The following is a 26,013-nucleotide window of genomic DNA, read 5'->3' on the forward strand; positions in this document are numbered from 1 at the left end:
ACCCGGCAACTGCTATCTGAAGGGAGGAATGCGGTGTTCGGTTTGGGTCTGCTGCGCAGACCAACGGGAGCAAGCTCCCTCGCCACAGGGGCGGCTCAAGGGCGGAACTGACTCGGCGCCACGCCACTCCAGCGCACAAACGCATGCCGGAAGCTCGCGGTCTCGCTGAAGCCCAGTGCTTCGGCGATTTGATAGATCGGCAGTTGATCCTCGCAGAGCATGCGTTTGGCCTGTTCGAATCGCAGTTCATCGAGCAGTTCCTGATAGCTGCATCCCAGATCCTTCAGATGGCGGCGCAGGGTGCGCGACGAGCAGTTCAACTGTTCGGCCAACCCGTCCAGACCGGGTGCCGCGCTCAGTTGTGCGGCGAGCAATTGGCGGATGCGCCCGAGCCAGGCCTGACGCCCGGTGAACTCGGTGTTTTGCTTGCGGCAGCGTTCGGCCATGGCTTGGTGGGTGATGGCGTCGGCCAGCGGCAGGGGGTGTTCGAGCCAGCGCTTGTCGAAGGCAAATCCGTTGGATGCTGCATCAAACTGCAACGGACAGTCGAAACGCTCGCTGTAGCGCGCCTGATAGTCCGGTGCCGGGTAATCGAAGCGAGCGCCAAGCAAAGGCAGGGGGTGGCCGAGCAGGTCTTCACAGGTGACCTTCATCGAGACCAGGCAAAACTCGACATTGAACGGTGCCAGCGCGGGGTTTTCCCGATAGTCGCCCGCGGTGAGCCAGATGCGCTCGCCATCCTCCTCCAGGCTCAACTCGAACAGTGTTCCCAATAGCGCCGGGTAGTGCAGCGCCAACTGCAAGGCGTCACCTAAAGTGGCGCTGGTGAGTAAGGCGTACCCGAGCATGCCATAGGACGAAACGTGCATCCGCCGGCCCAACTCCAGACCGATATCGCGGCGCAGCGCGACGGCGTTGGCGCACACCAGCATCTCCTGATTGGTAGTGATGCGCGTGTCCGCCCGGCTCAGATCAGCCGCGCTGATGCCGCTGCCGGCCAACAACGCCTCGCTGGACAGGCCTTCGGCCTTGAAGGTGTTGAGCACCAGGGAGACGGCGTTGAGGGTGGTGAGGTGGGAGTGGAGCATGGAGTCTTCCAGCGTCGAGATGCTGGAACGGGAGCAAGTTATGTGCCCAACAACGATCTTGTGGGAGCGGTCCGTGGCGAGGGGGCTTGCCCCCGTTGGGCTGCGAAGCTGCCCCAAAATCTCTGATGTACCAAAGATCTTGTGAGTGCTACGCACTCAAACGGGGGCAAGCCCCCTCGCCACAGCCCGCTCCCACAAGGTTATGTGTTGTGTCAGCTCAGTTCGCCACACAGGTCAAGTTCGACCAGTCGCCGAACTTCAGTGGTTTCAAGCCCTGCACCGAGCAGCCCATGCAACTTGCCGAGCGCCGCCTCGCGAGTCATGCCGCCACCGGACAACAGGCCGGCATCGCGCAAGCGGCTGCCCGCCTCATACACGTCGAGCTTCACGCCACCCTCATGACATTGGGTGACCGCAACCACTACCACGCCGTTGTCTCGTGCCCGTTCCAGGCTGGCGATAAACCCGGGGTTGTCGCTTGGTCCGGTACCGCTGCCATAACATTCCAGCACCAGACCCTGAATACCGCTGTTGAGCAGGCCATCCAGTTGCTCGGCGCCGATGCCGGGGAACAACGGCAACACCGCGACCTTCGCCAGTTGCCTTGGCTGGTTGTAGTTCAGTTGGGCAGGTATCGAGGAAGCTTTCACGCCGCCGCCCTGACGCTCCAGTCGCTTGAACGGATGACGACCGAAACTGCGAACCTTGGCGCAGCGGGTCGGGTCGAGCAGTTCACCGTGGAAGTACAGATGAACACCCGGCGCCAGGCCTTGACCAAGGGCAACCAGTGCACCACTGATGTTTTCCCAGGCATCACTGTCGGTCACGCCGGCTGGCAGCATCGAGCCGGTGAAACACACGCGGGCGTTCAGGCCGAGTAACTGAAAGCTCATGGCCGCGGCGCTGTAGGCCAGGGTGTCGGTGCCATGCAGGATCAGCACGCTGTCGCATCCCTGGACATCAACGGCGTCGACCACCGCTTCACGCAGTTGCTGCCAGTACGCAGGGGTCATGTTGGCGCTATCGATCAGTGGCGACATCTCGCGAAAGCGCCACTGCGGCACCACCAACTCAGGCTGGCTGTGCAGGTAGTCGCGCATCCGCGCTTCGAAACCGGACGCCGGGGCCAAGCCGTGGGCACTGGCTTGCATGCCGATGGTGCCACCGGTGTAGAGCACCATGACGTGCTGCGCGGCAGGGTAGGTCGAGGAATTCATGGAGGTTCTCCGAAAACGATGACTTGTGGGAGCGAGCCTGCTAGCGATTGGACTTCAGGCTCGACACCAAAACAACGTACGACCGAGCATGACGCCGGTCATACGTTGTGTCACGCCGGGCGCAGGGGATGCGCCCGGTTTTTTACCGATCAGCGTTGCGCTGCGGTCACGCCTGCAGGCTGGGCCTGTGGCTGAGAGGTGACGGCTGGCGGATTGGCCGGCCAGGCTTTCAGGTCCAGGTCCAGATCCGCGAACTTGCTCGAATCGAACACTGGGGTCTTGATGCCGGCGGCACGCTGGTCATCGTAGTCACGCAGGATCCGCATGCCGACCTTGAACAGCAGGAACAGCGCGATCAGGTTCACGAAGGCCAGCAGGGTCATGGTGATGTCGGCGAATGCGAACACCGTGCCCAGGTTCTCGATGGCACCCCAGAAGATCAACGCCAGTACCAGCGCGCGGTAGCCCATCAGCGCCTTGCGGTTTTCACCGACCAGGAAGCGCAGGCTGTTCTCGCCCAGGTAGTAGTTGTAGAGGATCGAGGTGAACACGAACAATGCCAGGGCCACGGAGATGAACATCCGGCCCCAGTCACCGACCACGGCGGCCAGGGAGTTCTGGGTCAGGGCAATGCCGTCGCCTTCAAAGCCCGGGGTGTAGAAGCCCGACAGCAGGATCAGCAACGCGGTGCAGGTGCAGATAACGAAGGTGTCGAGGAACACGCTGAACGCCTGAACCACGCCTTGTGCGACCGGGTGCTCGACCGCGGCCACGGCGGCCACGTTCGGCGCACTGCCCAGGCCTGCTTCGTTGGCGAACACGCCACGCTTCACGCCCATGACGATAGCGCTGCCGATCAGGCCGCCGAACGCCTGGTCCAGACCGAAGGCGCTTTTGACGATGGTCATCAACATCCCTGGAACGTGGTCGAACTGCAGCACGATCACGTAGATGGTCACGCCGATGTACACCAGGGTTTTCACCGGTACCAGCAGGTCAGCGACCTTGGCGATCCGCTTGATACCGCCGATGAACACCAGACCCAGCAATACCGCCAGGGCCAGCCCGGTGTAAGTGGTGTCGAGGCCGAAGGCGCTATTCAGCGAGTGGGTAACGGCGTGGGATTGCAGACCGTTGAAGGCGAAGCCGAAGGTCACCAGCAGCAGCACGGCCATAACCATGCCCAGCCAGCGTTTCTGCAGGCCGTGCTGGATGTAGTAGGACGGACCGCCTCGGAACTGGCCTTCGGAGTCGCAGCGCTTGTAGAGCTGGCCGAGGGAGCATTCGAAGAAGCTGCTGGACATGCCGACCAGCGCAGTCACCCACATCCAGAACACCGCACCGGGGCCACCGAGGGTCACGGCGATACCGACACCCGCGATGTTGCCCGCACCGACACGGCCGGCAAGGCTGAGCATCAGGGCCTGGAACGAGCTGAGTTGACCGGCGCTGCTGCGCAGGCTGTCGCGGAACACCGCGAACATATGGAAGAAGTGGCGCAATTGGACGAAACGCGAGCGGATCGTGAAGTAGCTACCGAGCCCGACAATGAGCGCGATCAGTACTTTCCCTGAGAGGAAGTCGTTGATGACTTCGAGCATGGATTATTCCTCGCTATTTTTTGTGTGTGCGAATACTGGGTGGTCGACACATCGCGTTACACCGGAGTGTGCGTGGCACAACTGGTGGGTCGAAGGTTCGTCCCTGTTCCATTTCGCGGGTTGTTATTAGTTCGGGTTCGCATGGGTTTGGGTCTCGTTATCGACGACCGCTCACGCGAAGAGGGCCGGCACTATACATAGGAGAGTGCCGTCCGTCTGCACAGTTGTGGTGCAAGCGACGAAACGAAAGCGCTGCAAAATCAAAAAATCGCAGCCTTCGGCAGCCTCTACGGGTCTCTGTCAAACCCGGTAGGAGCTGCCGAAGGCTGCGATCTTTGCGGTACTGAAAACATTCAACATGTTCGTAAAATCCGCAAAAGTGTTGAAAAAAAAGGGCTTGAGGGAGTAAATCCCCAAGCCCTCAAAAGGTGAGAGGTGTCTAGTCCCTCGACCTGGTGAGCGTGCTCTTCAAAAGAGCCTGCGTTTGGTTAAGCCTTCAAAGGCACCAGACGCGGAGCAATCATGTTTTCCGGGCGCAGGATGTCGGCGAGCATTTCTTCGTCGAGCAAGCGTTCCTCGCGCACCAGTTCCAGCACGCCGCGGCCGCTTTCGAGGGCAACACGGGCAATGCGGGTGGCGTTTTCATAGCCGATGTACGGGTTCAGCGCGGTGACCAGGCCAATCGAGTGTTCGACCAGTTCACGGCAGCGCTCTTCGTTGGCGGTGATGCCGACGATGCAGTGTTCGCGCAGCATGTCCATGGCGCGTTGCAGCAGGCGGATCGAGTCGAAGATCTTGAAGGCGATCAGCGGCTCCATCACGTTCAGCTGCAGCTGGCCGCCTTCGGCCGCGATGGTCAGGGCCAGGTCGTTGCCGATGATCTGGAACGCCACCTGGTTCACGGCTTCAGGGATAACCGGGTTGACCTTGCCTGGCATGATCGAGCTGCCTGGCTGACGCGCCGGCAGGTTGATTTCGTTGATGCCGGTGCGTGGGCCGCTGGACAGCAGACGCAGGTCGTTGCAGATCTTCGACAGCTTGACCGCGGTGCGCTTGAGCATGCCGGAGAACAGCACGAAGGCGCCCATGTCGGAGGTGGCTTCGATCAGGTCGGCGGCTGGCACCAGCGGTTGACCGCTGATCAGGGCCAGACGCTGAACGGCCAGGGCCTGGTAACGCGGGTCGGCGTTGATACCGGTACCAATCGCGGTGCCGCCCAGGTTCACTTCGGTCAGCAGTTCAGGCGCCAGGGTTTTCAGGCGCGCCAGGTCTTCGCTCAGGGTGGTGGCGAAGGCGCGGAATTCCTGGCCGAGGGTCATCGGCACGGCGTCTTGCAGCTGGGTACGGCCCATCTTCAGAACGTGGCTGAATTCTTCACCTTTGGCGGCGAACGCCTGGATCAGGCTGTCGAGGCTGGCCAGCAGCGCGTCGTGACCCAACAGCAGACCCAGGCGGATGGCCGTCGGGTAGGCGTCGTTGGTCGACTGCGCCATGTTCACGTCGTTGTTCGGGTGCAGGTACTGGTATTCGCCCTTGCTGTGGCCCATGGCCTCCAGCGCGATGTTGGCGATGACTTCGTTGGCATTCATGTTGGTTGAAGTGCCGGCGCCGCCTTGAATCATGTCTACCACGAACTCTTCGTGGAAATCGCCGCGGATCAATCGGGCACAGGCTTCGCTGATGGCAGCGTGCTTGGCTTCGCTCAGGTGACCCAGCTCGCGGTTGGCGTCAGCGGCGGCCTGTTTGACCATCGCCAGACCAACAACCAGTTTTGGGTAATGCGAAATCGGAACGCCGGAGAGACGGAAGTTGTTCACCGCTCGCAGGGTCTGGATGCCGTAATACGCTTGAGCAGGTACTTCGAGTACGCCAAGCAGGTCTTTTTCTGTGCGGAAAGATGCAGCGGAGGACATGATAGAAATCATCTCGATATGGACCCGGTCTGTGCCGGAACAGCGCAAATGCTAGGCTTGTGAAGAATTTTGGGCCAATGCTGTTAAACACTGGGCTATGCACATTCGGCATAATGTCGGTGTGACGCCGCGTACGTGGCGAACGTGTGACCTAAATTGGTGCATGTCCGGGAGGGCGTGATGAATCTGGAAAGCAAATGGCTGGAGGACTTTAGTGCTCTGGCTGCCACCCGCAGCTTCTCCCAGGCGGCCGAAAGACGCTTCGTGACTCAGCCAGCCTTCAGTCGGCGGATCCGCAGCCTCGAAGCCGCGCTGGGGCTGACCTTGGTCAATCGCTCTCGCACCCCGGTCGAGCTGACGGCGGCGGGGCAGTTGTTTCTCGTGACCGCGCGAACCGTGGTCGAACAGCTGGGTGAAGTGTTACGTCATCTTCATCACCTGGAAGGCGGGCAGGGCGAGGTGATCCAGGTCTCCGCCGCCCACTCCCTGGCACTGGGCTTCTTTCCGCGCTGGATCGCACAATTGCGCAACGAAGGGCTGAACATTGCCACGCGGCTGGTGGCCACCAACGTCGGCGATGCGGTGCATGCGCTGCGTGAAGGCGGGTGTGATCTGATGCTGGCGTTCTATGATCCGGATTCCGCGATGCAAATGGACCCGGAAATTTTCCCGTCACTGCATCTGGGGGACACTGAAATGCTCCCGGTGTGCGCCGCGGACGCTCACGGCAAACCGTTGTTCGACCTGGAAGGCGAGACCAGCGTGCCTTTGCTGGCCTACAGCGCCGGGGCATTTCTCGGGCGCTCGGTGAACATGCTGTTGCGCCAGCGTGCCCTGAGGTTCACCACTATTTACGAGACCGCCATGGCCGACAGCCTGAAAAGCATGGCGCTGGAAGGCCTGGGCATCGCCTGGGTGCCGCGCTTGAGCGCGCGCGCCGAATTGGCTCGCGGCGAGTTGGTCATCTGCGGTGGTCCGCAATGGCATGTGCCGCTGGAGATTCGGCTGTATCGCTGCGCGCTGGTGCGCAAGGCGAATGTTCGGTTGCTCTGGCGCAAGCTGGAAGGCGGCACAGCGCAAAACCCGGCAGGTTAGTAGGAGCCAGGCTTGCCGGCGAAGGCGTCCGCGAGATCGCCTTCGCCGGCAAGCCTGGCTCCTACAGATTCAGGTCGATATGAACTATTTCAGGCTGACCCTGAAGTCAATAAAACCGGCGCTTTGCGCCGTATGACAGATGGTCGTATGGGGGGCTGTTTATCTGCTTCATTGAGGTATACTGCGCGGCCTTCGGCCGGTTTGACTGGCCATAATTCGTACAATCAAGCCACGCATTTTGCGTGGCTTGTTGTTTTTTGACGCGCCCGCGGGCGCCCAGAGAGAAGAGGCACGACGATGAGCGCACTGGTTGGCGTGATCATGGGCTCCAAGTCCGATTGGTCCACCCTTAGCCACACCGCCGATATGCTGGAAAAGCTCGGCATCCCTTACGAGGTGAAAGTGGTCTCTGCCCACCGCACCCCGGACCTGCTGTTCCAGTATGCCGAAGAGGCCGAGGCCCGTGGCATCGAGGTGATCATCGCCGGTGCCGGTGGCGCGGCCCACCTGCCAGGCATGTGTGCAGCCAAGACCCACCTGCCGGTGCTGGGCGTGCCGGTGCAGTCGTCGATGCTCTCGGGCGTCGATTCGCTGCTTTCTATCGTGCAGATGCCAGCTGGCATTCCGGTCGCCACCCTGGCCATCGGCAAGGCCGGTGCGATCAACGCAGCCCTGCTCTCGGCGAGCATCCTGGGCGCCAAGCATCCGCAGTTTCATACCGTGCTGAAAAAATTCCGCGCTGAGCAGACAGACAGCGTCCTGGACAATCCAGACCCACGCATCGCCTGAGGTTGTTGACGATGAAGATCGGTGTAATCGGTGGCGGCCAGTTGGGTCGCATGTTGGCGCTGGCGGGCACTCCGCTGGGCATGAACTTCGCTTTCCTGGACCCGGCGCCGGATGCTTGCGCAGCCGCATTGGGCGAACACCTGCGGGCCGATTACGGCGATCAGGATCACCTGCGTCAGTTGGCCGATGAAGTCGATCTGGTGACCTTCGAGTTCGAAAGCGTCCCGGCCGAAACCGTGGCCTTCCTGTCGCAATTCGTCCCGGTGTACCCGAGCGCCGAAGCCCTGCGCATCGCCCGCGATCGCTGGTTCGAGAAAAGCATGTTCAAGGACTTGGGAATTCCGACTCCCGCGTTCGCCGACATCCAGTCCCAAGCCGATCTGGACGCCGCCGTGGCCTCCATCGGCCTGCCGGCTGTGCTGAAAACCCGCACCCTGGGCTACGACGGCAAGGGTCAGAAAGTCCTGCGCAAGCCTGAAGATGTGGTCGGCACCTTCGCCGAACTGGGCAGCGTCGCCTGCTTGCTGGAAGGCTTCGTGCCGTTCACTGGCGAAGTCTCGCTGATCGCCGTGCGCGCTCGCGATGGCGAAACCAGGTTCTACCCGCTGGTGCACAACACCCACGACAGCGGCATCCTCAAGCTGTCCGTGGCCAGCACCGACCACCCGTTGCAAGCGTTGGCTGAAGACTACTCCAGCCGGGTACTCAAGCAGCTGGATTACGTCGGCGTGATGGCGTTCGAGTTCTTCGAAGTCGACGGTGGCCTCAAGGCCAACGAGATCGCCCCGCGTGTGCACAACTCCGGGCACTGGACCACCGAAGGTGCCGAGTGCAGTCAGTTCGAAAACCACCTGCGGGCCGTTGCCGGTCTGCCGCTGGGTTCGACGGCCAAGGTCGGTGAGAGTGCGATGCTCAACTTCATCGGCAAAGTACCCGACACCGAGAAAGTCCTGGCCATTGCCGACTGCCATCTGCATCACTACGGCAAGGCCTTCAAGGTCGGCCGCAAGGTTGGTCACGCCAACCTGCGTTGTGCTGACCGGGCGACGCTTGCCGCGCAGATCCTCAAGGTCGAAGCGCTGATTGCCGAATAGTTTCATGTAGCAGCGGCGGAACCTTCAGTGGCCGCCGTTCTCTGATGGCAGGATGCCAAAGTCTGGCTAGGCTTTCGCTTAGCCAATTCAATCAGAGGGAAATGCCATGGGAATTATCGGAACCATCTTTATCGGCTTGATCGTCGGCCTGCTGGCTCGGTTTCTGAAACCGGGCGATGACAGCATGGGCTGGATCATGACCATCCTGCTCGGTATCGGCGGTTCGCTGGCGGCCACTTACGGCGGCCAGGCCCTGGGCATTTACCAGGCCGGTCAGGGCGCAGGCTTCATTGGTGCGCTGGTGGGCGCGGTGATATTGCTGGTGGTCTACGGCCTGATCAAAAAGAACTGATTCAAGCGACAAAGCCCTCTCTGCGCCAACACCGGAGAGGGCTAGAATGCTTGGCGTTCCACCGTCCTTTCCTTTGCCGAGCACCTTCATGCGCCGTCTTCTGTTGACTCTTCTCTTCCTGGGCAGTGGTTTGGCCCATGCCGGCGAACTGCCGGAAACCGACTGGCTCGAACTGATGCCAAAATCGGACCAGAAGGCCCTCGAGGCCATGCCCGAAATCGATCACAACTCACCGGAAGCCAATGGCACCTTTACCCAAAAAGGTGGCATGAAGCAGAGCAAGGGCTTGCCAGCGGTGATGTATTCGACCAAGACCGTGCCGTCGATGAACGACAAGCACATCCGCATCGGCGGTTATCCGGTACCGCTGGAATCCGATGCGAAGGGCCGCAGCACATTGTTCTTCCTCGTGCCGTACCCGGGCGCTTGTATCCACGTGCCACCGCCGCCGCCTAACCAACTGGTGCTGGTGCGTTATCCCAAAGGCCTGAAGCTGAATGACATCTACACACCGCTGTGGGTGACTGGCACGCTGAAGATCGAGAAGGTCACCAACGACCTGGCGGATGCGGCGTATGCGCTGGACGCGGCGCAGGTGCGGGTGGTCAAGGAGTCGGATTTGTAGGTTTTTAAATGTGGGAGCAAGCCTGCTCCCACATTTATTGTGTGGTGTTAAAGCGGTTTGCTGGCGATGCTCACGCCCAGGGTATGGCTAGCCCCCGGCGCCAGCGTCACCACATCATCCATCACATTTGCCGTTTCAATGCACAACATGCGCTGCCAGCCATCGTCAGCCATGTCGCTGAACGCGGCCGCACGGTCGATCCACGGGTTCCAGATCACCGCCGAGCGCGAACCGCTGCTGGTCAGTTCAATGCGTCGCTCCCAATGCGGGTCAACGATGCTCAATGTCGGTGGGGTATTCAGATAGATGCGGTCGGTCTCACCGGTAAAACGCAGATCACCGGTCTGCGTGACGGTTTTCCAGTCGTCCAGCGTCTCGATGTAACTCAAGCCATCCAGCCCTTCAACGTGCACGTTGCGCACATCGCTGACCGCGAAATAGCTGTGCAGCGCCTGGCTGATCGTGACGGGTTCAGCGCCCTTGTTGTCGCTCGTCAGGCTGATATGCAACTGTTCATCCAGACGAATGCTCAGTTTCAAGTCCACCTGATGCGGCCAGCCTGGCAGGCCGCCTTCAGGGTAGGGCAGGACGAATTCCACCTTCAGGCTTTCGCCCTCGGTTTCGATGCTGCCCAGTTCCCAGTCCATCGCTCGCACCAGCCCGTGAGCGGTCGGCGGCTCCTGGCTGATGCGCATGGCCTGGACACTCTGCGGGTTGCGCGACAGATTGCCGAACCACGGCCAGCACACCGGCACACCGGCACGAATAGCTTTGCCGGTCTTGAACACCGCCTCGTCGTTGAGCCAGATCAGCGGCGGTTGGCCGGCCAATTGATAGCTGAGGATGTGCGCGCCTTGCTGGGCCACCAGCAATTCGGCCTGACCGTGGCGGATGCGCCAGCAGTTCAGTTCATCCAGTTTCACGGCTTCGACGGTGGGCGTGCTCATGGGGCGACTCTCAATCAGGAACAATGACTGCTATGGACCGCAAAACGGTCACCGCGTTTAACGAGCGCCTTGTTTAACGAGCTCTGGGCGGAACCGAACGAGTGCGGCCGCTGCCGTCGATGGCGACGAACACAAACACGGCTTCGGTGACTTTACGCCACTCGCTGGACAGTGGATCGTCGCTCCAGACTTCAACCATCATCTGAATCGAGCTGCGACCGATTTCCAGGGCCTGGGTATAGAAGGAGAGCTGAGCGCCCACCGCCACCGGCACCAGAAACGCCATGCGATCGATCGCAACGGTGGCCACGCGACCACCGGCAACCTTGCTGGCCATTGCGGTGCCCGCCAAATCCATCTGCGCCACCAACCAGCCGCCGAAAATATCGCCAAAGCCGTTGGTTTCACGCGGAAGCGCGGTAATTTGCAGGGCCAGGTCGCCTTGCGGGATTGGATCTTCTTGTTCGAGCTCTATCATGCCGGGGGTGCCTCTGACCCGTGACTCTTCGTAGGTATAGCGGGTGAGTAGCCGTCTTGGAAAAACGATTCAGCCCCGAACATACTACGTTCGTCACGTTTTTCGTAAGGCGCCTAAAGGGAAACTCTGCGAAATCGGCTGACGGGTGCCAACGACGGTTTCGCACAGCAACCCCTTACAAACCGTTGCAATGTTGTGAGTATATCGGTCGATAGACTCCGAGACGACCGTCCGGTTCTCATTTCGACCGTCAAATACGCACCTCTATGTGCTTTTTCGAACAATTTGCTATCGTGCCGAACCTGCCCAAGCCTCCGCCAGCGTTGTTGAGGTTGCAGATCCGACTATAAGAGAAGCCTTGCCATGACCACAGCGCCCTCGAGCATCGCGCAGCCGGCCCAACCCGCACGTCCGCTGACCCGTAACGACTATAAGACCTTGTCGCTGTCTGCCTTGGGCGGCGCGCTGGAGTTTTACGACTTCATCATCTTTGTGTTCTTCGCCACAGTGGTCGGCAAACTGTTCTTCCCCGCCGACATGCCCGAGTGGCTGCGCCTGATGCAGACGTTCGGCATTTTCGCCGCAGGTTATCTGGCCCGGCCGCTGGGCGGCATTGTCATGGCGCACTTCGGTGACCTGCTGGGACGCAAGAAGATGTTCACCCTGAGCATTTTCATGATGGCGGTGCCGACCCTGATCATGGGCTTGCTGCCGACTTATGCGCAGATAGGTATGTGGGCGCCGATCCTGTTGCTGCTGATGCGGGTGATTCAGGGCGCGGCGATTGGCGGTGAAGTGCCGGGGGCGTGGGTATTCGTTTCCGAACACGTGCCGCAGCGGCACATCGGTTATGCCTGCGGCACGCTGACCAGCGGCCTGACTGCCGGCATTCTTTTGGGCTCGTTGGTCGCCACCGCGATCAACAGCCTCTATACGCCGGTGGAAGTGGCGGATTACGCCTGGCGGATCCCGTTCCTGCTGGGCGGCGTGTTTGGCCTGTTCTCGGTCTACCTGCGCCGCTGGCTGCACGAAACCCCGGTGTTTGCCGAACTGCAATTGCGTAAAGCCCTGGCCGAAGAAGTGCCGCTGCGCGCTGTGCTGCGTGACCATCGCGGGGCGATTCTGATTTCCATGCTGCTGACCTGGTTGCTGTCCGCGGGGATCATCGTGGTCATCCTCATGACGCCGACTGTATTGCAGACTGTTTACCACTTCCCGCCGACTACCGCGTTGCAGGCCAACAGCCTGGCCATCGTGTTCCTGAGCCTGGGCTGTGTGGCCTCCGGTACACTGGCTGACCGTTTTGGCGCCGGGCGGGTGTTCGTGTTCGGTAGCGCGTTGCTGCTGTTGACCTCGTGGACCTTCTATCACAGCCTGTTCAATCATCCCGACTGGCTGTTCCCGATGTACGCCCTGACCGGCTTGCTGGTCGGCACCATCGGTGCAGTGCCGTATGTGATGGTCAAAGCCTTCCCGGCGGTGGTGCGCTTCAGCGGCCTGTCGTTCTCCTACAACCTGGCCTACGCCATCTTCGGCGGCCTGACCCCGATGGTCGTCACCCTGCTGCTCAAGGAAAGCCCGATGGGGCCGGCCTATTACGTGGCGATTATCTGCGGCGTCGGGATTGTGGTGGGTGGTTACCTCTGGAAGAAAGGTCGCTAAGCCGACCGATGCCTTCGCGGGCAAGCCTCGCTCCTTGGTCATGCGCCAGTTTTGAAATGACGCTGATCCTGTAGGAGCGAGCGGTGCGGCGATCCGACTTGCCCGCGAAGAACGATGACGCGATATCCCTTCAAAAATCCAAATACTGGCCTTTCATCCAATTGTCATATTTCAGCCATAGAGTGTTCACACGGCCTGCTGATACTTGGCCCCGACTTAACACACCCTATCTGCTAGGAGTAAGGCATGAAACTGAAGCGTTTGATGGCGGCAATGACTTTTGTCGCTGCTGGCGTTGCGACTGCCAACGCGGTTGCCGCTGTTGACCCTGCTATCCCGAGCTACACCAAGACCACTGGTGTGTCGGGCAACCTGTCCAGCGTCGGCTCCGATACCCTGGCCAACCTCATGACCCTGTGGGCTGAGAACTACAAAAAAGAATACCCGAACGTAAACATCCAGATTCAGGCTGCTGGCTCCGCCACCGCGCCACCTGCGCTGACTGAAGGCACCTCCAACCTGGGCCCGATGAGCCGCAAGATGAAGGACACCGAACTGGCGGCCTTCGAGCAGAAGTATGGCTACAAGCCAACCGCTATCCCGGTGGCCGTGGACGCCCTGGCGGTCTTCGTACACAAAGACAACCCGATCCAGCACCTGACCATGGAACAAGTCGACGCGATCTTCTCCTCGACTCGTCTGTGCGGCGCCAAAGCTGATGTGAAAACCTGGGGCGACCTGGGTGTGACCGGCGACCTGGCCAACAAGCCAGTACAACTGTTCGGTCGTAACTCGGTATCCGGCACTTATGGCTACTTCAAAGAAGAAGCCCTGTGCAAAGGCGACTACAAGCCAAACGTCAACGAACAACCAGGCTCGGCGTCGGTCGTGCAGTCGATCAGCTCCTCGCTGAACGGCATCGGTTACTCGGGCATCGGCTACAAGACCGCCAGCGTGAAGACCGTGGCCCTGTCCAAGAAAGGCAGCACTGAATTCATCGAAGACACCGAAGAAAACGCCCTGAACGGTAAGTATCCGCTGTCGCGTTTCCTCTACGTATACGTCAACAAAGCCCCGAACAAGCCTCTGGCCCCGCTGGAAGCCGAGTTCGTGAAACTGGTTCTGTCCAAGCAGGGCCAGGAAGTTGTAGTGAAAGACGGCTACATCCCACTGCCAGCCAAGGTAGCTGCAAAAGCACTGGCTGACCTGGGTCTCGCGGAAGGCGGCGCTGAAGTCGCAAAAAAGTAAAACCCTAGGTCCGGGGTAAACCCGGACCTGAGTAGGAGCGAGGCTTGCCCGCGAAAGCGGTGGGTCGGTCAACATTGATGTTGAATGTAACGACCCCTTCGCGGGCAAGCCTTGCTCCTACAATTGCCGGTAAATACCGGCCCCCAAATTTCCGATCCACTGCCAGTTTCCACTGGCGGCGGATTTGTTGCGTCACTGCATTGTCATCTTTCTGTCATACAGGATCGCTAGGGTGTGCGCATGAATGATCTGGCCAACTCCACCATGACTACAAATCCCCCCAAGCGAATTGACTTCAATACGCCTGAGCTGCACCGCAAGCGCCGTATTCGTGCGCTGAAAGATCGCCTGACCCGTTGGTACGTTCTTGTCGGCGGCCTCGCCGTCCTGGGCGCGATCACCCTGATCTTCTTCTTCCTCGGTTATGTTGTCGCGCCGCTGTTCCAGGGTGCAGACCTGACCGCCAAAGACGCCATCACGCCCGCCTGGATGCAAGACTCCGGCAAGCCGCTGATGATCTCCCTTGAAGAACAGAACCAGGTGGCCATGCGGGTTTCCGACAAGGGCCAGGCGCTATTCTTTGATATCGATAGCGGCGCCGAACTGCGCCGCGTCGACCTGCCGATCCCGGCCGGTACCAGCGTGACCTCCATCGGTGAAGATCAACCCGGCCATCCATTGGTCGCAGTGGGGTTGTCCAACGGTCAGGTGCTGGTGTTCCGCCACACCTATAAAGTCAGCTACCCGGACGGCAAGAAAACCATCTCGCCGGCCATCGAATACCCGTACGGCGAAACGCCAATCGTGCTGAACGAGGCGGGCGGCGCTCTGGAGCACGTCAGCCTCAATGCCACCGATTCGACCCTGCTGCTGGCTGGCTCCACCGGTGCGCAACTGCATGTCATGTCGCTGACCAGCGAAGAAAACATGATGACCGGCGAAGTCACCAACGAGCAGAAACGTATCGACCTGCCGCAAATGACCGAGCCGGTGAAGAACATCTTCGTCGACCCGCGTCAGCAGTGGCTGTACGTGGTCAACGGTCGTGCTCAAGCCGATGTGTTCAGCCTGCGTGACAAGAGTCTCAACGGTCGCTACAAATTGCTCGAAGACGGCGATGCCGAGATTACCGCCAGCACCCAGCTGGTGGGTGGTATCTCACTGATCCTCGGCGACTCCAAGGGCGGTCTCGCCCAGTGGTTCATGGCTCGCGATCACGATGGCGAACTGCGCCTGAAGCAAATCCGCACCTTCCAGATGGGCGCTGCGCCGATTGTTGAAATCACCGCCGAAGAACGTCGAAAAGGCTTCGTAGCCCTTGATGCGTCCGGCAAACTCGGCGTGTTCCACAGCACCGCGCACCGCACTTTGCTGGTGGATCAGGTGGTCGACGGCCAAGGCCTGTTCGGCCTGTCGCCACGGGCCAACCGCGTGATCGTGGAGCAGGGCGGCAAGCTGCAACCGTTGCTGCTCGACAACCCGCACCCGGAAGTTTCCTGGAGCGCGTTGTGGAGCAAGGTCTGGTACGAGAACTACGACGAGCCTAAATACGTCTGGCAATCGACCGCCGCCAACACCGACTTCGAACCCAAGCTGAGTCTCTCGCCGCTGACCTTCGGTACCCTGAAAGCCGCGTTCTACGCCATGCTGCTGGCCGCGCCCCTGGCCGTCGCCGCGGCGATCTACACCGCGTACTTCATGGCCCCGGGCATGCGTCGCAAGGTCAAGCCGGTGATCGAACTGATGGAAGCGATGCCGACGGTGATCCTCGGCTTCTTCGCCGGCCTGTTCCTCGCACCGTATGTAGAAGGGCATTTGCCGGGCATCTTCAGCCTGCTGATGCTCCTGCCGATCGGCATTCTGGTGGCGGGTTTCGTCTTCAGTCGCCTGCCTGAGTCGATCCGCCTGAAAGTGCCGGACGGCTGGGAAAGCGCGATCCTGATCCCGGTGATTCTGTTCGTGGGCTGGCTGTCGCTGTACATGAGCCCGTACATGGAAGCCTGGTTCTTCGGCGGTGACATGCGTATGTGGATCTCCCACGACCTGGGCATCACCTACGACCAGCGCAACGCTCTGGTGGTCGGCCTGGCCATGGGTTTTGCGGTCATCCCGAACATCTACTCCATTGCCGAAGACGCCGTGTTCAGCGTGCCGCGCGGCCTGACTCTTGGTTCCCTGGCCCTCGGCGCCACGCCGTGGCAGACCATGACTCGCGTGGTGATCCTCACCGCCAGCCCGGGCATCTTCTCGGCGCTGATGATCGGCATGGGCCGTGCGGTCGGTGAAACCATGATCGTGCTGATGGCCACCGGTAACACCCCGGTCATGGAAATGAACCTGTTCGAAGGCCTGCGCACACTGGCAGCCAACGTCGCGGTGGAAATGCCCGAATCGGAAGTCGGCGGCAGCCACTACCGCGTGCTGTTCCTCTCGGCGCTGGTGCTGCTGTTGTTCACCTTCATCATGAACACCCTCGCGGAACTGATTCGTCAGCGTCTGCGCAAGAAATACTCGTCGCTTTAACAAAGGTAGAAGTCTGTGAAACAGAACTCCCTGAATGGATGGTTCAAGAGCGGCGCCCCCGGCGTCTGGATCAGCGGCGGCGCGGTGTCCATTGCGGTCATCATGACCATTGGCCTGCTGGCGGTCATTGCCGTGCGCGGTCTGGGGCACTTCTGGCCGGCGGACCTGATCCACGCCAATTACGACGTGCCGGGCCAGGCCAACCACCTGGTCATCGGCGAAGTGGTGCAGAAGGAAGAAGTGCCACGCGAGCGCCTGAAAACCGCTGGCCTGCCGGTGCCCGATCAGGGCCCGGAGTTCATGACCCGCGAGCTGATCAAGGTCGGCAACCGCGATCTGAACGGCACGGACTTCACCTGGATTGTCGGCGAGTGGCTGACCAACCAGAAAACCCCGCCAGAGCTGATGACCATCGAGCGTCGCGAGTGGGGCAACTTCTACGGCTACCTGGTCAACGTCAAAGAGGACGGCAAGGTCATCGCTGAAGGCGAAGCCGCATGGCCTGAGTTGCAGGCCCGTGTCGATCGCGTCAACCAGTTGGCTGGGCAGCTCAAGAGCCTGGAAAAAACCGACATCGGCGCGATCAACGCCGGTCTCGAACGTGTTCGTCTGCACGGTCGCAAGCTGGAATTGGCCGGCCGTCTCGACGCTACCGCACAGGCGGACCTGGAGTCTGAGCGCGCCGAGCTGAATGCCCGTTATCAGGAAATCGAAGCGCGTCTGAACGACCTGCACAAGCAGTTCAACCGTGACAGCCTGACGGCTCGTGACGCGAACGGTAAAGAGGTCGAGATCGGTATCGGCAAAGTGGTTCACGCCTATCAGCCGAACGCCATGAGCACCTTCACCAAGGTGGGCTTCTACTTCAGCAAGGTCTGGGAATTCCTCAGTGATGACCCGCGCGAAGCCAACACCGAAGGCGGGATCTTCCCGGCGATTTTCGGCACAGTGATGATGACCTTGATCATGGCGATGATCGTCACCCCGTTCGGTGTGCTGGCGGCGGTCTACCTGCGTGAATACGCCAAGCAGAACACGCTGACCCGAGTGATCCGCATCGCGGTGAACAACCTGGCGGGTGTTCCGGCGATCGTTTACGGCGTGTTCGGCCTGGGCTTCTTCGTTTATGTACTGGGCGGCTCGATCGACCGGTTGTTCTTTCCCGAAGCCTTGCCGGCGCCGACCTTCGGTACGCCGGGTCTGCTGTGGGCTTCGTTGACCTTGGCCCTGCTGGCTGTGCCGGTGGTGATCGTGGCCACCGAAGAAGGTCTGGCGCGGATTCCTCGCACCGTGCGCGAAGGCTCGTTGGCCCTCGGCGCGACCAAGGCCGAGACCTTGTGGAAGATCGTGCTGCCGATGGCCAGCCCGGCGATGATGACCGGCATGATCCTCGCCGTGGCCCGCGCCGCCGGTGAAGTGGCGCCGCTGATGCTGGTGGGTGTAGTGAAACTGGCGCCGTCGCTGCCGCTGGATGGCAACTACCCGTACCTGCACCTGGACCAGAAGATCATGCACCTGGGCTTCCACATCTATGACGTCGGCTTCCAGAGCCCGAACGTAGAAGCCGCGCGGCCGCTGGTGTATGCCACGGCGCTGCTGCTGGTGCTGGTGATCGCGACATTGAACCTGTCGGCCGTTTATATCCGTAACCACCTGCGCGAGAAGTACAAGGCGCTGGATAGCTAATCAACACCGAACTGTAGGAGCCGGCTTGCTGGCGAAGGCATCACCGCGGTGAGCCTGCGGGACCGAGTTGTCTGCATCGCCAGCAAGCCGGCTCCTACAAAGAATTGCGTAACCGCGGGCCTGGCCTGCGGCCCCGAACCGAATTTGTTAGCACAGGGAGCCTCCCATGCAGCACGAAGCACACACTCACGGCATCAACATGTCGGCCCTGGGCCGCGACAAACAGAGCCTGAGTCTCGAGCAGGAAACCGTGGCCATCGAAGTGCCTGGCCTGAGCCTGTTCTACGGCGACAAACAAGCGCTGTATGACGTCAGCATGAACATCCCGAAACAGCGCGTGACCGCCTTCATCGGCCCGTCCGGCTGTGGCAAGTCCACGCTGTTGCGCACTTTCAACCGCATGAACGACCTGGTGGATGGCTGCCGCGTAGAAGGCGCGATCAACCTCTACGGCAACAACATCTACCGCAAGGGCGAGGACGTGGCCGAGCTGCGTCGCCGGGTCGGCATGGTGTTCCAGAAGCCCAACCCGTTCCCGAAAACCATCTATGAAAACGTGGTTTACGGTTTGCGCATCCAGGGCATCAACAAAAAGCGCATCCTCGACGAAGCCGTCGAGTGGGCGTTGAAAGGCGCGGCGCTGTGGGATGAAGTCAAGGATCGTCTGCACGAGTCGGCACTCGGTCTGTCCGGTGGTCAGCAGCAACGTCTGGTGATTGCCCGCACCATCGCCGTGGAGCCGGAAGTGCTGCTGCTCGACGAACCGTGCTCGGCACTCGACCCGATCTCCACGCTGAAAGTCGAAGAGCTGATCTACGAACTGAAATCCAAGTTCACCATTGTTATCGTGACCCACAACATGCAACAGGCCGCGCGGGTTTCCGACTACACGGCGTTCATGTATATGGGCAAACTGGTGGAGTTCGGCGACACCGACACCCTGTTCACCAATCCGGCGAAGAAGCAGACCGAAGACTACATCACCGGTCGTTACGGCTAGGAAGCTGTTGTTGCTCACTGAACTGACGCTGCGGCCCACCGCACCTTACCGGACGCTCCAAGGACGCCAACATGATTAGTAAAGAAGGCCTTACCCATCACATCTCCCAGCAGTTCAACGCTGAGCTCGAGGAAGTGCGCAGCCACCTCCTGGCCATGGGCGGGCTGGTCGAGAAGCAGGTCAACGACGCGGTCACCGCGCTGATCGAGGCCGACTCCGGCCTGGCCCAGCAAGTGCGCGAGGTCGACGACCAGATCAACCAGATGGAACGCAACATCGACGAAGAATGCCTGCGCATTCTGGCCCGTCGTCAGCCGGCGGCGTCGGACTTGCGTCTGATCATCAGCATCTCCAAATCGGTGATCGATCTCGAGCGTATCGGCGACGAAGCCACCAAAATTGCCCGTCGGGCCATTCAGTTGTGCGAAGAAGGCGAAGCGCCGCGCGGTTACGTCGAGGTTCGCCACATCGGCGACCAGGTGCGCAACATGGTTCGCGATGCCCTGGACGCATTTGCCCGCTTCGACGCCGACTTGGCGCTGTCGGTGGCGCAGTACGACAAGATCATCGACCGCGAATACAAGACCGCGCTGCGCGAACTGGCCACTTACATGATGGAAGACCCGCGCTCTATCTCGCGGGTCTTGAGCATTATCTGGGTGCTGCGTTCTCTGGAGCGGATCGGCGACCACGCGCGCAATATCTCGGAACTGGTGATTTACCTGGTACGCGGCACCGACGTGCGTCACCTGGGCCTCAAGCGCATGAAGGAAGAAGTGGAAGGCACAAGTGCCGAAACCGCTAATGTTCCGGACAAAGCTGACGATAAGTAAGGTTGCCCAAGAAAAGCGCCCGGCCCCTTGGCCGGGCGTTTTTGTTTGTGCGGCTTTTTGAAAAGCCGAATTGAAAAGCAGCACCCGCGAACGAAAAGTCCCGGCGTGACTGAAGAGTTTTGGCAAAGTGCCATCAGCCAGCGTTATGCTTGCCGGGATTTTTAAAGGGGTGTTGGATGAGCAAGATCAGTGTGTTGGTCGTGGACGATGCGTCGTTCATTCGTGACCTGGTAAAAAAGTGCCTGCGCAACTACTTCCCGGGGATCCGGACCGAAGATGCCGTCAACGGTAAAAAGGCCCAGGCCATGCTGGCCAAGGAAGCGTTCGACCTGGTTCTGTGCGACTGGGAAATGCCGGAAATGTCCGGTCTGGAGTTGCTGACCTGGTGCCGCGAGCAGGACAACCTCAAAACCATGCCGTTCATCATGGTGACCAGCCGTGGCGACAAAGAGAACGTGGTCCAGGCGATCCAGGCCGGGGTTTCCGGCTATGTCAGCAAGCCGTTCACCAACGAGCAGTTGCTGACCAAGGTCAAGCAGGCGCTGAACAAGGTCGGCAAGCTCGATACCTTGATGAACAGCGCGCCGACCAAAATGAACTCGGCGTTCGGCAACGATTCCCTGAGCGCATTGACCGGTGGCAAAGCGGCGGTGGTCGCACCCGCGGCTGCTGTGGTCAACCCGTTTGCCAAACCTGCCGCCGCCGCGCCAGCCCCGGCTGCGGCGCCGTCTCGCGGCCTGCTCAACAACCCACCGGTCAAGGCGCCTGCCGCTGCCTCCGCATCAGCTGGCGGTCGTGGCCAAGGCCAACTGCGCCTGTCGAGCGGCACTCAGCAATGCGTGATCAAGGCCTTGAGCATCAAGGAAGCGCTGCTGGTGGTGAAACGCACCGACACCTTGCCGCAAGTCCTCGACAACGCCGTACTCGACCTGGAGCAGGGCGACAACGCCGAAATTGCCCGTCTTAACGGCTACCTGCACGCCATCGTCGCCCACGAACCGAAGCCGGACAGTGAGTGGCTGCAACTGACGTTCCGCTTTGTCGACCAGGATGCACAGAAGCTCGACTACATCTCCCGCCTGATCGCCCGTGGCACCGCGCAGAAGCACTTCGTACCGGGTGCGTAACGTGTACCGCTGATCATTCCCGCGCCCTGCGTGGGAATGCCTCCCCGGACGCTCCGCGTCCGCTTCGGATGGGGCGCAGAGCGTCCCTTGCTGCATTCCCAGGCAGAGCGTGGGAATGATCATTTGAAACATCTGTCGACTACGCAGGTCCATTTCTGCTGCTAGGCTCCTTCCCAGGCCTACTCAACAGAATTTTGCCCATGCTCGCGCGCCTGCTGTTTTTCTGTGGTCTTTTCATGGCCTCCACCTCGGCTGTGGCCATGACGATCTACAGGTCCACTGATGCCAGTGGCGTGGTCTCTTACAGCGACCGCCCCACCAAAGGCGCGAAGGTGTTCGTTTTTCGCGACCGAATGGTCGAACACCTTGAGCGGCAGGTGTACCTCGACATCAAGAGGATGAATGGCATCGACAGCGTGTTCGTGCGCAATGACCTGTATGCGCCGGTCGAGATCGAGCTGAGTTTCGACGGGCTGCAGAACGTCAGCGGTGCGCCGAGCCGACCGATCCGGCGGGTGATGCCGGCGCGCAGTAACCTTCGTCTGGCCCTGCTCACGCCGACGAAGGCTGGAAGGCCGATCGTGTATAACCCAAGGTTCGCATATTCCCTGGGCGACCCCTCAGGGGCTGCCATGGCCTATCGATATCCGTTGCCCTGGCGTGGCGGTCCGTTTCGGCTGACCCAGGGCGCCAATGGCCAATACAGCCACTACGGACCGAAAAACCGTTACGCGATGGACATCGCCATGCCCGAAGGCACGCCGATCATCGCGGCGCGCGGCGGGGTGGTGGTGAAAACAGAGAATGGCCAGACTGGGCGCGGCAACGATCCGTCGGGCAATTTCGTGCGGGTGTTGCACGATGACGGGACCATGGGCGTGTACCTGCACCTCAAGAAAGGTTCGGTCTGCGTACGGGAAGGTCAGCGGGTAGTGGTGGGCAGTGCGCTGGCGCTGTCGGGCAACACCGGCAACAGCAGCGGCCCGCACCTGCACTTCGTGGTGCAGCGCAATACCGGGTTGGGCCTGGTGTCGATTCCGTACCAGTTCAATCAACCGGTGGGGGCGTTGCCCAACTTTGCGTTGGGCAGTAGGAGCCGGCTTGCTGGCGATGAACGATAACGCGGTATAACAGAGACACCGCAGCGCTCCTGATCGCCAGCAAGCCGGCTCCTACAAGGGCGTGGCTCAGTCCAGCATCAACACCTTGGCCAATATGATCTTCGGCCCTTTCATCTTTTTGATGATGATCCGCAAACCTTCGACTTCCAGCACTTCTTCCTCTTCCGGCACCCGTTTCAGGGTTTCGTAGACCAGCCCGGCGAGGGTTTCGGCTTCGATGTGGTCCAGGTCGATGCCCAGCAGGCGCTCCACCTTGAACAGCGGCGTATCACCCCGCACCAGCAGCTTACCCGGCTGATACGCGAGGATCCCGCGTTCAGCCTTGCGGTGTTCGTCCTGAATGTCGCCCACCAGCACTTCCAGCACATCTTCCATGGTCAGGTAGCCGATGATGTTGCCGTCGGCTTCCTCGACCAAGGCGAAGTGCGAGCCGCCCTTGCGGAACTGCTCCAGCAGTTGCGACAGCGGCATGTGCCGCGATACGCGCTCCAGTGGTCGGGTCAGTTCGGCGAGGTTGAACGACTCGGGAATGTGATCAAGGGCGGCCAGTTCCAGCAGCAGATCCTTGATGTGCAGCAGGCCGACGAACTCTTTACGCTCGCTGTCGTACACCGGGTAGCGGCTGAACTTGTGGCGACGGAACAACGCCAGGATTTCCTTGAGCGGAGCGTTGAACTCAAGTGTGACCAGGTCTTCCCGGGAGTTGGCCCAGTCGACCACTTCCAGCTCGCCCATTTCCACCGCCGAGGCCAGTACGCGCATGCCTTGGTCGCTTGGGTCCTGGCCACGGCTGGAGTGCAGGATCAGTTTCAGTTCTTCGCGGCTGTAATGGTGCTCGTGGTGCGGGCCGGGCTCACCTTGCCCGGCGATGCGCAGGATCTGGTTGGCGCTGGCGTTGAGCAGGTAGATGGCCGGGTACATGGCCCAGTAGAACAAGTACAGCGGCACCGCCGTCCACAGCGACAGCAACTCGGGTTTGCGGATGGCCCAGGATTTTGGTGCCAGCTCACCGACCACGATGTGCAGGTACGAAATGATGAAGAACGCCGTGAAGAACGAAACCGCCTTGACCACCTCAGCGGAATCTACACCCACGGCACTCAGTACAGGCTCCAGGAGGTGCGCGAACGCCGGTTCGCCGACCCAGCCCAGACCCAGAGAAGCGAGGGTGATACCCAGTTGGCACGCTGACAGGTAAGCATCGAGCTGACTGTGTACGGTGCGCAGGATGTGCCCGCGCCAGCCGTGCTGTTCAGCGATGGCTTCGACCCGGGTCGAGCGCAGTTTGACCATGGCAAACTCTGCCGCAACGAAAAAGCCGTTGAGCAAAACCAGGATCAGAGCAAAAAGAATCATGCCGAAGTCGGCGAATATTGTTGCGAGGGTCAAGCCAGGGGAAGGGTCCATGATGGAGTTTTGCGGGTTCCGTGTATTCAAAAAAGGGGGAAATGCAGTGCCTGAAGGGCAGGCACAAGTCAGCCAATGTAGCGGCTGACTGATCGATTGCCTAGTGGTGAGTGCTGGTCGGTATCAGTCCGCTGCACTGATCACGCGGGATTTGGTGACCTGGGCCGGCGCAAAATGGCAGGTAAACGTACTGCCATGTCCCGGCACACTGCTGATTTCCATGCGTGCCCGGTGTCGCAGCAGCACATGTTTGACGATGGCCAGCCCCAGCCCGGTGCCGCCGGTGTTGGAATTGCGGCTGGAATCGACGCGGTAGAAGCGTTCGGTCAGGCGCGGCAGGTGTTTGCTGTCGATGCCGATTCCCGAATCCTGCACGCTCAGGTGTGCGCCTTGCTCGTCGCCCCACCAGCGAATGCGGATATTGCCCTCGGCCGGGGTGTATTTCACTGCGTTGAACACCAGATTGGAAAACGCACTGCGCAGTTCGGCTTCACTGCCCTTGAGCAGAATCGTCGGGTCGGCTTCCAGGGTGATGCGCTGATTTTTCTGACCCGACAGCTGCTGGGCATCGCTCTTGATCGATTGCAGCAGGCTGTCGATGGACACTGGTTGGTTGTCCGACGGGTAATCGGTGGCTTCCAGTTTGGCCAGCAGCAGCAAATCGTTAAGCAAGGTCTGCATGCGCCCGCCTTGCTGCTGCATTTGCTGCAGGGCACGGGTCCAGCGCGGATTCACGTCCTCGACGTTATCGAGCAGGGTTTCCAGGTAGCCGCAAATCACCGTCAGGGGCGTGCGCAGCTCGTGGGACACGTTGGCGATGAAGTCTTTGCGCATCTGCTCCAGCTGATGGATACGCGTCACGTCGCGCACCAGCATCAAGTGCTCGTTGTTGCCATAGCGGGTGATGTACAGCTGAATGCGCAGGCGATCGTTGATCGGCGACGGAATCTCCAATGGTTCGGCGTAGTTGTCCTGCTCGAAGTATTCCTTGAAGCGCGGATGGCGCACCAGGTTGGTCACCGGCTGGCCACTGTCCTGAGGAGTCTTGAGGCCGAGCAGGGTTTCGGCGGCGCGGTTCCACCACTCAAGGTTGCCGTCGCTGTCGAGCATGATCACTGCGTCTTTCAGCGCGGCAGTGGATTCCTGGACTCGGTCGATCACCGCTTGCAGGCGTCCGCGTACCCGTTGGTCGCGGCGTTGCAGGTGATAGATGCTGTCGAACACTTCGCCCCACAGGCCATAGCCGTCGGGCGGTGCTTCATCGGGTTGGTGCAGGCGCAGCCATTCGTGCAGGCGCAGCAGCTGTTTGAGGGTCCAGGCCAGGTAAACACCCAGGCCCACGGCGAGACTCCAGCCGTAGTAGCCGGAAATCAGGCCGATCACCAGGCAGGCGGTGACCAGCAACAGCATGTGGCGAATCAGGGTGCCATGCCAGTTTTGGTTCACGGAAAATATGCGTCCTTGTCAGCGAGGCTGGCGGTCTGTTCAGGCCTTGGTGGAAAACCGGTAGCCGGTGCCGCGCACGGTTTGTACCAGATTTTCGTAGGCATCGCCGAGGGCTTTGCGCAGGCGACGGATGTGCACGTCGACAGTGCGCTCTTCGACGTAGACATTGCCGCCCCAGACCTGATCCAGCAACTGGCCGCGGGTGTAGGCGCGTTCCTGGTGGGTCATGAAGAATTGCAGCAAACGGTACTCGGTCGGGCCCATCTCGGCAGGTTTGCCGTCGATGGTCACGCGATGGCTGATCGGGTCGAGCAACAGGCCGCCGACTTCGATCGGCGCTTCGCCATCGGTCGGGCCGGCGCGGCGCAGTACGGCTTTGAGGCGTGCCACCAGTTCGCGGGGGGAAAACGGTTTGGTGATGTAGTCGTCGGCGCCGACTTCCAGGCCCTGGATCTTGTTGTCCTCTTCACCCTTGGCGGTGAGCATGATGATCGGGATATCCCCGGTCAGCTCGTCGCGCTTTAGGCGGCGGGCCAACTCGATGCCGGAGGTGCCGGGCAGCATCCAGTCGAGCAGGATCAGGTCCGGTTTGCGGTCGACGATAATGGCATGGGCCTGCTGGGAGTTCTCCGCCTCCAGGCAGTCATAGCCGGCCATTTCCAACGCAACGGCGATCATTTCGCGAATGGGCGCTTCGTCGTCGACGATCAGAATGCTCCTGCCAACCATGCCTTAATCCTCTTGTCATTTAACTGTCTTGC

The 26,013-nt window shown here is 60.6% G+C and carries 22 protein-coding genes; 13 read left to right on the plus strand and 9 right to left on the minus strand.

What is annotated here, in order from left to right; genetic code table 11:
- Positions 1-95: 95 nt before the first annotated feature.
- The 4 genes from AC1RL4_RS04170 to aspA form a co-directional block, all read right to left on the minus strand.
- Positions 96-1,088 carry an AraC family transcriptional regulator gene (locus tag AC1RL4_RS04170; RefSeq protein WP_096479346.1) on the minus strand — a complete coding sequence of 331 codons (993 nt, stop codon included), beginning with the start codon at positions 1,086-1,088 and terminating at the stop codon, positions 96-98.
- Positions 1,089-1,300: 212 nt separating this feature from the next.
- Positions 1,301-2,305, minus strand: a complete 1,005-nt coding sequence (locus AC1RL4_RS04175; RefSeq protein ID WP_019580391.1) for an asparaginase — start codon at positions 2,303-2,305, stop codon at positions 1,301-1,303.
- 149 nt (positions 2,306-2,454) lie between these two features.
- The gene (locus AC1RL4_RS04180; RefSeq protein ID WP_028940109.1) at positions 2,455-3,906 is read right to left on the minus strand and encodes an alanine/glycine:cation symporter family protein; all 1,452 of its coding nucleotides are present in this window, start codon (positions 3,904-3,906) and stop codon (positions 2,455-2,457) included.
- A 488-nt stretch (positions 3,907-4,394) separates the two neighbouring features.
- Positions 4,395-5,819 (minus strand): aspartate ammonia-lyase, encoded by a 1,425-nt coding sequence (gene aspA / locus AC1RL4_RS04185; protein WP_019580393.1) that lies wholly within the window; start codon positions 5,817-5,819, stop codon positions 4,395-4,397.
- Positions 5,820-5,999: 180 nt separating this feature from the next.
- On the opposite strand from aspA, the gene AC1RL4_RS04190 reads away from it, so the two are divergent.
- From AC1RL4_RS04190 to AC1RL4_RS04210, 5 genes are all read left to right on the plus strand, one after another.
- Positions 6,000-6,914: a LysR substrate-binding domain-containing protein gene (locus tag AC1RL4_RS04190; protein ID WP_019580394.1), complete on the plus strand. Its 915-nt coding sequence runs from the start codon at positions 6,000-6,002 to the stop codon at positions 6,912-6,914.
- Between the two features lie 297 nt (positions 6,915-7,211).
- Positions 7,212-7,703: a 5-(carboxyamino)imidazole ribonucleotide mutase gene (gene purE / locus AC1RL4_RS04195; protein ID WP_003196369.1), complete on the plus strand. Its 492-nt coding sequence runs from the start codon at positions 7,212-7,214 to the stop codon at positions 7,701-7,703.
- Between the two features lie 11 nt (positions 7,704-7,714).
- Complete coding sequence (locus AC1RL4_RS04200) at positions 7,715-8,797, plus strand: 5-(carboxyamino)imidazole ribonucleotide synthase (RefSeq protein ID WP_019580395.1); 1,083 nt, start codon at positions 7,715-7,717, stop codon at positions 8,795-8,797.
- A gap of 106 nt (positions 8,798-8,903) precedes the next feature.
- Entirely contained in the window at positions 8,904-9,149 is a 246-nt protein-coding gene (locus AC1RL4_RS04205) for a GlsB/YeaQ/YmgE family stress response membrane protein (protein WP_028940111.1), read from the plus strand.
- Positions 9,150-9,237: 88 nt separating this feature from the next.
- Entirely contained in the window at positions 9,238-9,774 is a 537-nt protein-coding gene (locus tag AC1RL4_RS04210) for a DUF3299 domain-containing protein (RefSeq protein WP_026331809.1), read from the plus strand.
- Between the two features lie 47 nt (positions 9,775-9,821).
- On the opposite strand, the gene AC1RL4_RS04215 is transcribed toward AC1RL4_RS04210, so the two are convergent.
- Both AC1RL4_RS04215 and AC1RL4_RS04220 read right to left on the minus strand, forming a co-directional pair.
- Positions 9,822-10,721 carry a D-hexose-6-phosphate mutarotase gene (locus tag AC1RL4_RS04215; RefSeq protein ID WP_019580398.1) on the minus strand — a complete coding sequence of 300 codons (900 nt, stop codon included), beginning with the start codon at positions 10,719-10,721 and terminating at the stop codon, positions 9,822-9,824.
- Between the two features lie 73 nt (positions 10,722-10,794).
- A complete protein-coding gene (locus tag AC1RL4_RS04220) occupies positions 10,795-11,199 on the minus strand; it encodes an acyl-CoA thioesterase (protein ID WP_007896491.1) in 405 nt (134 codons plus the stop codon).
- Between the two features lie 363 nt (positions 11,200-11,562).
- On the opposite strand from AC1RL4_RS04220, the gene AC1RL4_RS04225 reads away from it, so the two are divergent.
- The 8 genes from AC1RL4_RS04225 to AC1RL4_RS04260 all read left to right on the plus strand — a co-directional run bounded on the left by AC1RL4_RS04225 (position 11,563) and on the right by AC1RL4_RS04260 (position 22,399).
- Complete coding sequence (locus tag AC1RL4_RS04225; RefSeq protein WP_230175591.1) at positions 11,563-12,861, plus strand: MFS transporter; 1,299 nt, start codon at positions 11,563-11,565, stop codon at positions 12,859-12,861.
- A 246-nt stretch (positions 12,862-13,107) separates the two neighbouring features.
- On the plus strand, positions 13,108-14,109 hold the full coding sequence (locus AC1RL4_RS04230; RefSeq protein ID WP_019580399.1) for a phosphate ABC transporter substrate-binding protein PstS: 1,002 nt from the start codon (positions 13,108-13,110) through the stop codon (positions 14,107-14,109).
- A gap of 240 nt (positions 14,110-14,349) precedes the next feature.
- Positions 14,350-16,632: an ABC transporter permease subunit gene (locus AC1RL4_RS04235; RefSeq protein WP_019580400.1), complete on the plus strand. Its 2,283-nt coding sequence runs from the start codon at positions 14,350-14,352 to the stop codon at positions 16,630-16,632.
- A gap of 15 nt (positions 16,633-16,647) precedes the next feature.
- Positions 16,648-18,318 carry a phosphate ABC transporter permease PstA gene (gene pstA, locus AC1RL4_RS04240; RefSeq protein ID WP_230175590.1) on the plus strand — a complete coding sequence of 557 codons (1,671 nt, stop codon included), beginning with the start codon at positions 16,648-16,650 and terminating at the stop codon, positions 18,316-18,318.
- A 166-nt stretch (positions 18,319-18,484) separates the two neighbouring features.
- Entirely contained in the window at positions 18,485-19,318 is an 834-nt protein-coding gene (pstB, locus tag AC1RL4_RS04245; RefSeq protein WP_008150054.1) for a phosphate ABC transporter ATP-binding protein PstB, read from the plus strand.
- Positions 19,319-19,389: 71 nt separating this feature from the next.
- A complete protein-coding gene (phoU, locus tag AC1RL4_RS04250) occupies positions 19,390-20,151 on the plus strand; it encodes a phosphate signaling complex protein PhoU (protein WP_007934507.1) in 762 nt (253 codons plus the stop codon).
- Positions 20,152-20,327: 176 nt separating this feature from the next.
- Complete coding sequence (locus AC1RL4_RS04255) at positions 20,328-21,278, plus strand: response regulator (protein WP_028940113.1); 951 nt, start codon at positions 20,328-20,330, stop codon at positions 21,276-21,278.
- A 200-nt stretch (positions 21,279-21,478) separates the two neighbouring features.
- Complete coding sequence (locus AC1RL4_RS04260) at positions 21,479-22,399, plus strand: peptidoglycan DD-metalloendopeptidase family protein (protein ID WP_019580403.1); 921 nt, start codon at positions 21,479-21,481, stop codon at positions 22,397-22,399.
- Positions 22,400-22,465: 66 nt separating this feature from the next.
- Here AC1RL4_RS04260 and AC1RL4_RS04265 read toward each other — a convergent pair whose 3' ends face one another.
- The 3 genes from AC1RL4_RS04265 to phoB form a co-directional block, all read right to left on the minus strand.
- Positions 22,466-23,806, minus strand: coding sequence for a hemolysin family protein (locus AC1RL4_RS04265; RefSeq protein WP_018927395.1), 1,341 nt, complete (start codon positions 23,804-23,806; stop codon positions 22,466-22,468).
- 123 nt (positions 23,807-23,929) lie between these two features.
- Entirely contained in the window at positions 23,930-25,216 is a 1,287-nt protein-coding gene (gene phoR / locus AC1RL4_RS04270) for a phosphate regulon sensor histidine kinase PhoR (protein ID WP_218585017.1), read from the minus strand.
- A 75-nt stretch (positions 25,217-25,291) separates the two neighbouring features.
- Entirely contained in the window at positions 25,292-25,981 is a 690-nt protein-coding gene (gene phoB, locus AC1RL4_RS04275; protein WP_007896474.1) for a phosphate regulon transcriptional regulator PhoB, read from the minus strand.
- Between the last annotated feature and the right edge of the window lie 32 nt (positions 25,982-26,013).

The organism is Pseudomonas sp. GW822-FHT07A10 (genome assembly GCF_058798795.1).

Excerpts from the sequence above, each read along its gene's own strand:
- AC1RL4_RS04190 (WP_019580394.1), top strand. The coding sequence starts at position 6,000 with ATGAATCTGGAAAGCAAATGGCTGGAGGACTTTAGTGCTCTGGCTGCC.
- phoR (WP_218585017.1), bottom strand. The coding sequence starts at position 25,216 with ATGCTGTTGCTGGTCACCGCCTGCCTGGTGATCGGCCTGATTTCCGGC.
- AC1RL4_RS04230 (WP_019580399.1), top strand. The coding sequence starts at position 13,108 with ATGAAACTGAAGCGTTTGATGGCGGCAATGACTTTTGTCGCTGCTGGC.
- AC1RL4_RS04175 (WP_019580391.1), bottom strand. The coding sequence starts at position 2,305 with ATGAATTCCTCGACCTACCCTGCCGCGCAGCACGTCATGGTGCTCTAC.
- AC1RL4_RS04215 (WP_019580398.1), bottom strand. The coding sequence starts at position 10,721 with ATGAGCACGCCCACCGTCGAAGCCGTGAAACTGGATGAACTGAACTGC.
- AC1RL4_RS04225 (WP_230175591.1), top strand. The coding sequence starts at position 11,563 with ATGACCACAGCGCCCTCGAGCATCGCGCAGCCGGCCCAACCCGCACGT.
- pstB (WP_008150054.1), top strand. The coding sequence starts at position 18,485 with ATGCAGCACGAAGCACACACTCACGGCATCAACATGTCGGCCCTGGGC.
- AC1RL4_RS04170 (WP_096479346.1), bottom strand. The coding sequence starts at position 1,088 with ATGCTCCACTCCCACCTCACCACCCTCAACGCCGTCTCCCTGGTGCTC.
- AC1RL4_RS04260 (WP_019580403.1), top strand. The coding sequence starts at position 21,479 with ATGCTCGCGCGCCTGCTGTTTTTCTGTGGTCTTTTCATGGCCTCCACC.
- AC1RL4_RS04255 (WP_028940113.1), top strand. The coding sequence starts at position 20,328 with ATGAGCAAGATCAGTGTGTTGGTCGTGGACGATGCGTCGTTCATTCGT.
- phoB (WP_007896474.1), bottom strand. The coding sequence starts at position 25,981 with ATGGTTGGCAGGAGCATTCTGATCGTCGACGACGAAGCGCCCATTCGC.
- phoU (WP_007934507.1), top strand. The coding sequence starts at position 19,390 with ATGATTAGTAAAGAAGGCCTTACCCATCACATCTCCCAGCAGTTCAAC.
- AC1RL4_RS04205 (WP_028940111.1), top strand. The coding sequence starts at position 8,904 with ATGGGAATTATCGGAACCATCTTTATCGGCTTGATCGTCGGCCTGCTG.
- AC1RL4_RS04200 (WP_019580395.1), top strand. The coding sequence starts at position 7,715 with ATGAAGATCGGTGTAATCGGTGGCGGCCAGTTGGGTCGCATGTTGGCG.
- AC1RL4_RS04235 (WP_019580400.1), top strand. The coding sequence starts at position 14,350 with ATGAATGATCTGGCCAACTCCACCATGACTACAAATCCCCCCAAGCGA.
- aspA (WP_019580393.1), bottom strand. The coding sequence starts at position 5,819 with ATGTCCTCCGCTGCATCTTTCCGCACAGAAAAAGACCTGCTTGGCGTA.
- AC1RL4_RS04265 (WP_018927395.1), bottom strand. The coding sequence starts at position 23,806 with ATGGACCCTTCCCCTGGCTTGACCCTCGCAACAATATTCGCCGACTTC.
- AC1RL4_RS04210 (WP_026331809.1), top strand. The coding sequence starts at position 9,238 with ATGCGCCGTCTTCTGTTGACTCTTCTCTTCCTGGGCAGTGGTTTGGCC.
- AC1RL4_RS04180 (WP_028940109.1), bottom strand. The coding sequence starts at position 3,906 with ATGCTCGAAGTCATCAACGACTTCCTCTCAGGGAAAGTACTGATCGCG.
- AC1RL4_RS04220 (WP_007896491.1), bottom strand. The coding sequence starts at position 11,199 with ATGATAGAGCTCGAACAAGAAGATCCAATCCCGCAAGGCGACCTGGCC.
- purE (WP_003196369.1), top strand. The coding sequence starts at position 7,212 with ATGAGCGCACTGGTTGGCGTGATCATGGGCTCCAAGTCCGATTGGTCC.